At 42.4% G+C, this 8,498-nt stretch carries 7 protein-coding genes; 6 read left to right on the forward strand and 1 reads right to left on the reverse strand.

Annotation, left to right across the window (positions count from 1 at the left end; all coding sequences use genetic code 11):
• Window positions 1-372 precede the first annotated feature (372 nt).
• The 5 genes from IV64_RS07375 to pgmB all read left to right on the forward strand — a co-directional run bounded on the left by IV64_RS07375 (window position 373) and on the right by pgmB (window position 6,841).
• A complete protein-coding gene (locus IV64_RS07375) occupies window positions 373-1,326 on the forward strand; it encodes a LacI family DNA-binding transcriptional regulator (RefSeq protein ID WP_057706636.1) in 954 nt (317 codons plus the stop codon).
• Between the two features lie 177 nt (window positions 1,327-1,503).
• The gene (locus IV64_RS07380) at window positions 1,504-2,814 is read left to right on the forward strand and encodes an SLC45 family MFS transporter (protein ID WP_202813323.1); all 1,311 of its coding nucleotides are present in this window, start codon (window positions 1,504-1,506) and stop codon (window positions 2,812-2,814) included.
• A gap of 20 nt (window positions 2,815-2,834) precedes the next feature.
• Window positions 2,835-5,087, forward strand: a complete 2,253-nt coding sequence (locus IV64_RS07385) for a glycoside hydrolase family 65 protein (RefSeq protein ID WP_035145306.1) — start codon at window positions 2,835-2,837, stop codon at window positions 5,085-5,087.
• A 69-nt stretch (window positions 5,088-5,156) separates the two neighbouring features.
• Window positions 5,157-6,176 carry an aldose epimerase family protein gene (locus IV64_RS07390; protein ID WP_016265828.1) on the forward strand — a complete coding sequence of 340 codons (1,020 nt, stop codon included), beginning with the start codon at window positions 5,157-5,159 and terminating at the stop codon, window positions 6,174-6,176.
• Between the two features lie 2 nt (window positions 6,177-6,178).
• Window positions 6,179-6,841 (forward strand): beta-phosphoglucomutase, encoded by a 663-nt coding sequence (gene pgmB, locus IV64_RS07395; RefSeq protein ID WP_016265827.1) that lies wholly within the window; start codon window positions 6,179-6,181, stop codon window positions 6,839-6,841.
• Between the two features lie 71 nt (window positions 6,842-6,912).
• Here pgmB and IV64_RS07400 read toward each other — a convergent pair whose 3' ends face one another.
• Complete coding sequence (locus tag IV64_RS07400; RefSeq protein ID WP_310944979.1) at window positions 6,913-7,602, reverse strand: transposase; 690 nt, start codon at window positions 7,600-7,602, stop codon at window positions 6,913-6,915.
• A 132-nt stretch (window positions 7,603-7,734) separates the two neighbouring features.
• Here IV64_RS07400 and IV64_RS07405 point away from each other — a divergent pair.
• A partial coding sequence (locus IV64_RS07405) for an IS30 family transposase (protein WP_420843333.1) occupies window positions 7,735-8,498 on the forward strand: 764 nt, incomplete at its 3' end.

Below are 8,498 nucleotides of genomic sequence, written 5' to 3' on the forward strand. Positions count from 1 at the left end.
ATACTGATTTAATAGGATTTATCGTGTGGCTAATTTGTTCTTGCAATTTGGGGTTTACATTTTCACTATAAACTCATCTGGTTTTTTTGTAAATGCTTTCATTTACTTTAAATCGACACAATTTCGTGAAAACTGTCTTACATTAGTAACTATGGGAAATCTTTTGAAAATAATTTTTTCACAATGAAAGGATTTTATAAAGGTATAGGGCCTTAAGTAATTGTGTAAGCGATGAAAGAATGACTTTGGTCAAAGTTGAAGTTTTACTTGAGATTAAAATCGATGGTCTACCTGAATTTGTCGGTAAATGGAGGGATTTCGTGGTAAACTTCAGATGGAGAAGCTTGCCAATAAATGAAAAAGGAAACGCTCATGATTACAATAAAAGATATTGCGCGTCGGGCTGGTGTCTCAGTCTCAACCGCCTCACGTGCGCTAAATAATAATTCAAAAATTAGCCTTAAAACGCGTGAACGAATCCAAAAACTCGCCAAGGATCTTGATTATCTTCCAAATTATACCGCTAAGAACCTGACTCGCGGTGAAGCAAACGTCGTCGGAGTTATTTTTCCAACGGTGGAAAGTTCCTCACCGGAGAATCCGTTCTATATTGATATGCTCCGAGGCATCAATCAGTCGCTAGTCGCCCGACACTATGTTTTATCAATTGCGATTGGGAGCCGAGTTGAAGAGGTCCTTGCTAACGTGACGGCCATGGTTCAACAGGCAAAGGTCAAACGGTTCGTTCTACTATATACGGATGAGAATGATCCGGTCGTTGACTATTTGCGTCGCGAAAATTTGGACTTTGTGGTTATTGGTCAGCCAGTTGGAGATTTGCCGGATCGATACGTCGATAACGACAATGTTCAGGCTGGGCGAGATGCCACAATGGCAATTCTTCAAAATGGCGGGGTTCGAAACCCACTATTTGTTGAATCCGGATATGAGTGGCAATACGAGCGAAATCGCCGAATGGGCTACGAAAAGGCGATGGCGGAAGTCCAATTAGAACCGCTAGTATTTAGATTACCAAAACGCGTTTCTGAAACAGCAGTCGAGGTATTTTTGAATCAGCACCAAGATGTCGATGCGGTAATTGCAACCGACGATGTTGGCTTGCTGCGGTTTAATCGGGTTTGGAGCAAAATTCGACACACAAAGAAAATTCCGATGATGAGTTTCAATAAGAGTGAGCTACTAGCGTTGATTGACCAAGATGTCCGCATGGTTGATATGCGGCCGGAAATGCTGGGCAGTCGCGCGGTAGAATTGTTATTTACCGATCGAAATGTTCAAAAATTAATTGTGCAGTACGAGTTGTGAGCAACAACTCTTTTTTATTTTATTTTTGTGCAAACGGTTGCACAAATTATCAAAGCGGTTTATAATTCATTTTGTTAAGAAAAATGGGTTCACATAACCCAAATAAACAGGGGGTGACAAATCATGGAAAATGATTCAGCACAAGGCAACACGGCTACAACGCCAAAAACCAAGCCAATGCCAAAATTGTCTATCGCGACAATTTGGATGATTAGTTTCGGATTCTTCGGTGTTCAAATGGCTTTCTCTTTACAATCTTCACAAATGGGGCGGATCTTCCAAACTTTGGGAGCTGATCCAACCAAATTAGGTTTCTTCTTTATTCTTCCTCCACTAGCAGGTTTAGTGGTTCAACCATTAGTTGGCTATTATTCAGATAAAACGTGGATGCCTAAAATTGGTCGTCGATTACCTTACCTTTTGATGGGATCGTTAGTCGCCGTCATCGTTATGTTCTTACTACCAAACTCTGGTAGCTTAGGATTTGGTTATGGATCACTTGCAGCACTTTGGTTCGGTGCCATCACAATTCTCTTCATGGATTTATCGTCTAACGTTGCCATGCAACCATTCAAGATGATGGTCGGGGACATGGTGAATGATGAGCAAAAAGGATTTGCTTACTCAATCCAAAGTTTCTTATCAAATAGTGGTTCAGTGCTAGCTGCAATTTTCCCATACCTCTTAACTGGTTTGGGTGTTGCTAACATTGCGCCAAAGGGTGTCATTCCGAACTCAGTTATTTTCTCATTCTATACAGGTGCCGTTATCTTAGTTATCTGTAGTGCCTTCACTATTTTGAGAGTTAAAGAATATACACCCGCAGAATATAACGCCTATCACGGTATTACTGAAGCAGATGTTCAAGAAAAAGTTGGTTTATTTACACTTTTGAAACGTGCTCCTAAAGTATTCTGGACGTTAACTCTTGTTCAATTCTTCTGCTGGATGGCCTTCCAATACCTTTGGACTTATGGTGCAGGTGCCGTCGCCAAGAACGTTTGGCGCGCAACAGATCCTGCAAGTGCTGGCTATCAAGCCGGTGCCAACTGGTTCGGTGTTCTATCCGCAATTTACGCTTTAGCTGCCGTTGTTTGGTCATTAGTTCTTGCTAAGATGCCAAATGACAAGCACAAGCCAATGTACGCAACTAGTTTAGTATTAGGTGCCGTTGGGTTTGCCTCAATTTTCGTTGTTCATAATCAATGGGTTCTCATCCTCTCATTCTGCTTGATTGGTATTTCATGGGCCGCAATGATGATGTTCCCATTCACCATTTTGACCAACGCACTTTCAGGTGCCAACATGGGCTCGTACCTTGGTCTATTCAACGGAAGTATCTGTTTACCACAAGTCGTTGCTTCAGTATTGAGTTTCGCTTTGTTCCCATTGATGGGCTCATCAATGCCAGGGATGGTTCTCTTAGCCGGTATCTTGATGTTAGTCGGTGCCTTCTCAGTAAGCAGTATTAAAGAAGTATTCGCATAAAAATTAAAGGAGTCTGAATGATGAAACGAACATTTGACGTATCACCGTGGCACATTGTGACCACTAAACTTAATCCAGACGATAAACGTCTTCAAGAATCAATGACCAGTCTTGCAAATGGTAACCTCGGCATGCGTGGATTCTTTGAGGAAGGTTACAGTGGCGACACGCTTCCCGGAATCTACATTGGTGGCGTTTGGTTTCCAGATAAGACAAAGGTTGGCTGGTGGAAAAACGGCTATCCTAAGTACTTTGGCAAAGTGATTAATGCAATCAACTTTATCAAGGTTGGCATTAAAATCAACGGTGAAGTTGTTGATTTGGCTAAGGACAAGGTGAGTGACTTCAACCTTGATTTAGATATGCAACAGGCCGTTCTCGAACGGGCTTTCACTGTTGAAAAGGGTGGCGCAAAGGTTCAGATTTCATTTGAACGATTTGTCAGTGCTGCAACTAAGGAACTCGTTGTTCAAGGGATTATCTTGAAGAATGTGGGTTCTAAAGAAGCTAAGGTTGAATTCAGTTCATCCGTTGATGCTGATGTACAAAATGAAGACGCCAATTACGATGAAAAGTTCTGGGACGTTTTGAAAGTTGCTAAGACTGATAATGAAGCCGAAGTTATTGCGGAAACAAAGCCAAACGACTTTGGAACACCACAATTTACGGTTGGTGCTTTATCAACAGTTGTCACGGACTGGAACAGTGAGTCTGCAGACCAAACCGATGTCTCAGCGACGAACCATTTTAGCGGAACACTGGCTGCTGGTGAGCAAACAATTATCCAGAAGCGCACAGTTGTTGTGTCATCACGTGACTTCCCTAAACAAGCTGATCTTGAGGCTCGTTTAACCCAATTAAATAAAGAAATTTCTGCAACATCATACAGTGATTTATTCAACGCCCACAAAGCTGTTTGGGCAAATCGCTGGAACGTTTCTGATGTTAAAATTGCTGGCGACGATGAAGCGCAACAAGGAATTCGTTTTAACCTATTCCAGCTCTTCTCAACGTACTATGGCGAGGATTCTCGTTTGAACATCGGACCTAAAGGCTTTACCGGTGAAAAATACGGTGGTGCCACATACTGGGATACAGAGGCCTTTGCGGTTCCCGTTTACCTTGGTGTTACGGATCCAAATGTTACCAAAAACTTGTTGAAGTATCGTTACCAACAAATTGACGGTGCCTTCCATAATGCTAAGGAACAGGGCCTTAAGGGTGCTTTATACCCAATGGTTACGTTTGATGGGATTGAATCTCATAACGAATGGGAAATTACATTTGAGGAAATTCACCGTAACGGCGACATTGCCTACGCAATTTACAACTACACAAACTACACTGGTGACAAGTCATACGTTCAGCATGAAGGCGCCAAGGTCTTAACGGAGATTTCACGTTTCTGGGCTGACCGGGTTCACTTCTCAGAACGGAATGGCAAGTACATGATTCATGGTGTTACTGGCCCTGATGAGTACGAAAATAACGTTGATAACAACTGGTATACCAACATTTTGGCACAATGGACGTTGAAATATACGCTTGAAATTTTGCCAGAGGTTGCACCAGAAGTTGCTAAAGACTTAAACGTCACTGACGCTGAAAAGAAACAGTGGCAAGACATTGTGGACAGAATGTACCTTCCTGAAGACAAGAAGTTAGGAATTTTCGTTCAACACGATGGCTTCCTAGACAAGGATATCAAGCCAGTCAGCTCACTTCCTAAGGATCAATTGCCACTTAACCAAAACTGGTCATGGGACAAAATTCTTCGTTCACCATACATCAAACAAGCCGATGTTCTTCAAGGAATCTGGGACTTTATTGATGACTTTACACCTGAACAGAAGAAAGCCAACTTTGATTTCTATGAGCCATTAACGGTTCATGAATCAAGTTTGTCAGCTTCAATCCATGCCATTTTGGCAGCTGATCTTCATTATGAAGAAAAGGCAACCGAATTGTATGAACGGACAGCTCGTCTCGATTTGGATAACTACAATAATGACACGGTCGATGGTTTGCACATCACAGCTATGACCGGTGGCTGGTTAGCCATTGTTCAAGGATTCGCTGGCATGCGAGTTCGCAACGGTGAGTTACACTATGCACCATTCCTACCTAAGAAATGGCAGTCATACCAGTTCCGTCAATTGTTCCGCGGTCGTTTGATTGAGGTAACGGTTGATCAGTCTGGTACGAAGCTTGACTTGCTCGATGGCGACCCAATTACGGTTGACCTCGATGGTAAGAAGGAAGAGCTTAAATAGGACTAAAAAAAGGGCAAGAGTGGGAAACTGCTCTTCGCCTTTTTTATTAAAAGAAAGTGGGTGAGACTGGTGGAATCGACTGTTAAAGATTTTGGCCATTTAGAAAATGGTGAGTTAGTCAAAGAATTTACGATTACAAATAAAAATGGTGTGAGCCTCCGCACAATCAGTTACGGAGCAACCTGGACTGGCTACTTTGTGACACCAGAGAAGAATATCATTTTAAATTTTGATAACGTGCACGAATATGAAACGAATCCCTTTCATTTAGGAAACACCATTGGTCGGGTGGCAGGACGGTTGAGCGGCCATACGTTTAACGTCGCTGGATTCAGGGTCAATTTGAAGCCAAACGAAAATAAAAATGTGCTACACAGTGGTAACACGGGCATTGATCGGCTCAATTGGCATGGCGAGATTATTCTAGACGACCAATCTGCCAAAATTCGATATACCATGCAACAGAAAGCAATTTTTCCTGGGACGTTGGAAATGGCCATCACCTATTCTTTAGATGAGGATAACCATGTTTCCGTACAATATGAGGGACGCAGCAACGTGGAAACCCTATTTAATCCGATGACGCATGTTTACTTTAATTTGGATGGACCGGACGCGCCAATCAAGGATGAATTCTTGAAGATAGTTGCGGATAGGCATATCGTGGTAAATGAAGAAAAGATTCCAACGGGTGAAATACAGGTCGTTGAAAATACCCCGTTTGATTTTACAAACCTTGTTAAGCTGGGCGATCAATGTGAAAAACTTGGCGGCAACGAACAGTTTGATGATGCCTTTAAAAAGCCGGATACATCGCTAGGCGTAACACCAAGCTTGTTACTAGTTGATAGCGCAAAGCAGCATCAATTAGAAATGGGCAGTGATCGCAATGGCGTCATTATTTTTAACGTCAATCCCGATTGCATTGGCAAAGATGCGGATTGGCTTGCTGCTCATCCAGATAACGGACTGGCTGTGGAATTACAAACGGTCCCAGATGCGATTCACCACGACGGATTTGGCGACATTGTTTTACCCGCTAATCAAACTAAAACTTACACATCAACTTATTACTATTCGGAGGGATAACCATGAAGTTTGAAGATATTAAGGGATTTGCATTTGATTTGGACGGCGTCATTGCTGATAGTGCCCGATTGCACGCTAAGGCATGGCACCAAACGGCGGATGAAGTTCATTCAGAATGGACACCAGAACTAGCGGAAGCCTTGAAGGGTGTCAGCCGCATGGATTCACTGGAAATGATTTTGAAGGCGGGTGGCCATGAAAATGACTACACCGAGGATGAAAAGGTGGCTTTGGCTACCGAAAAGAACACCAAGTATTTGAAGCTGGTTGAATCATTAACGCCAGATGACGTGCTACCAGGGATGAAAGCCTTCTTAGACGAATTAAAAGCTAGCGGCTATAAAATGTCCGTCGCTTCAGCCTCAAAGAACGCCCCTGCAATTTTGAAGCAGTTGAAAATTACCGACTACTTTGAAGGCGTGGTTGATCCAGCCAAATTGCATGCCGGAAAACCAGATCCAGAAATCTTCAGTTTGGCGGCCGGTGTGATGGACTTAGCACCAGAAGTTGTTGCCGGTCTAGAAGATTCAGGTGCTGGCATTAAGTCAATTAATGCTGCGGGTGAACTTTCAATCGGGATTGGTAATCAATTGATGGAAGCGGATGTGCGCTTTGCGGATACGAGTGAAGTTTCGTTAAAAAATATTAAAGCTAAATTAGGCTAATCATTGAGCCGGCACTGTTTTTAGGGCTCTCTGTCAAATCCTGTTGATAGATAGTTTTACAGAACTAGAAGCTAAGCGGCTTCTAGTTCTGTTTTTGTATTTGGTTTTGTTCTCGTTTGTTGAAGCTTAATCCGCGAGATTAAATGATGGAAATTTCTAAATCCAAACGCAGTCCGCTGAATCTGCTTAATCATCCGATTAATACCTTCAATTGGACCGTTAGAATACTTAGATTCACTGGCATTCAAGACAATTTCCAGATTACTTTTAAACGTTTTTAGTGTTTCCTTCATTTGAAAACTTAGGTTTTCATTTTTGTAGAGATAGTAGACAATGCCATCTTTGTCATGATTTTTAAGACAGGACATGATACCTTGCAGCGCATCGTATGTGCTCGAAATAGTGTCATCAGTGTCAAGCTCCATTTGTACTCGCCCTTGTTGAGTTAACTGCTGTCGTAAATGACGATCATAGAAAGTTTGGCTGACTTCTAGTTCATCAAAGTGCTTCAAATATAGTTTCCATGAGAACTTAAGCAGTCGATATTCGATAGATTTCTTGTCATATTTTTTCATTGTCTGAACTCTAGTCTGGTTGAATGCCCGCGTCATCATGGCGATAATGTGGAATCGATCAACGACAATTTCTGCGTTTGGAAACATTTCCTTAACGATATCTTTATAGTAACTATTGAGATCCAGAGTTACGGTTTGAACCCGTTTTCGGGTATTGATATGGAATCTATTAAAGTACTCAATAATGCTTTTTTTACGCGCGTTTTATAATCAAGTTAGCCAAATACTTTTAGCTAATTGATAAAATAAAAAACACCAAGACAAATCTCTGTTATCATTGATGTTCCTACACAAACAATGAAAGAGGTTATTGTCTTGATGCAAGAACAGAATACCACAGTCAGAAAAAAAGGTCAGCACCTAACTTCGTTTGAACGAGGCAGAATTGCTACGCTGCACAGCCAAGGCTATTCCAATCGTGCAATTGCCAGAGCGCTTAATGTTTGTCATCAAACAATCAATAATGAATTGTGCCGCGGCGAGATCGACCAAGTAAAAAAAGTGAATGGTCAACGCCAATATTACGCTGTATACTCACCAGAAACAGCACAAGCTAAGTACGAAGCTAATCGAGCCCACTGTCATCGACCTTTGAAACTCGTCGGTGTCGCTGATTTTATCGACTATTTTACGACTCATTTGCGTCAAGATGGTTGGTCGCCTGATGCAGCAGTAGGACGGGCCAAACTTGAAGGCTTATATCAACCTGAGGAGATGGTCTCGACCAAGACGCTATACCACTATATTGATGCCCAGTTACTTGAAGTCCGCAATCTTGATCTACTCGAAAAAACGCGCCACCGTGCCAAACATCATCACTCGATCAAGCACAAGCGTCTGGCCGGACGGAGTATTGATGAACGGCCTAAAAGTATCGACCAGCGCCAAGAGTTCGGCCATTTCGAATTGGACACCGTGGTGGGCAAGCGCAACGGTCAAGAGAGTGTGATCTTAACGCTGATCGAGCGTCAATCCCGCTGCCAAATTCTACGTTTGATCGATGGTCGTGATGCCGATTCAGTCAACTATGAGCTGGCCAAGATCTGTCAAGAATACGGATCAATCATGAAGTCAGTTACTGC

This window comes from Lactiplantibacillus xiangfangensis (assembly GCF_001438845.1).
In the GTDB taxonomy this organism is placed as follows: Bacteria; Bacillota; Bacilli; order Lactobacillales; family Lactobacillaceae; genus Lactiplantibacillus; species Lactiplantibacillus xiangfangensis.

Excerpts from the sequence above, each read along its gene's own strand:
- IV64_RS07375 (WP_057706636.1), top strand. The coding sequence starts at position 373 with ATGATTACAATAAAAGATATTGCGCGTCGGGCTGGTGTCTCAGTCTCA.
- IV64_RS07380 (WP_202813323.1), top strand. The coding sequence starts at position 1,504 with ATGCCAAAATTGTCTATCGCGACAATTTGGATGATTAGTTTCGGATTC.
- IV64_RS07385 (WP_035145306.1), top strand. The coding sequence starts at position 2,835 with ATGAAACGAACATTTGACGTATCACCGTGGCACATTGTGACCACTAAA.
- pgmB (WP_016265827.1), top strand. The coding sequence starts at position 6,179 with ATGAAGTTTGAAGATATTAAGGGATTTGCATTTGATTTGGACGGCGTC.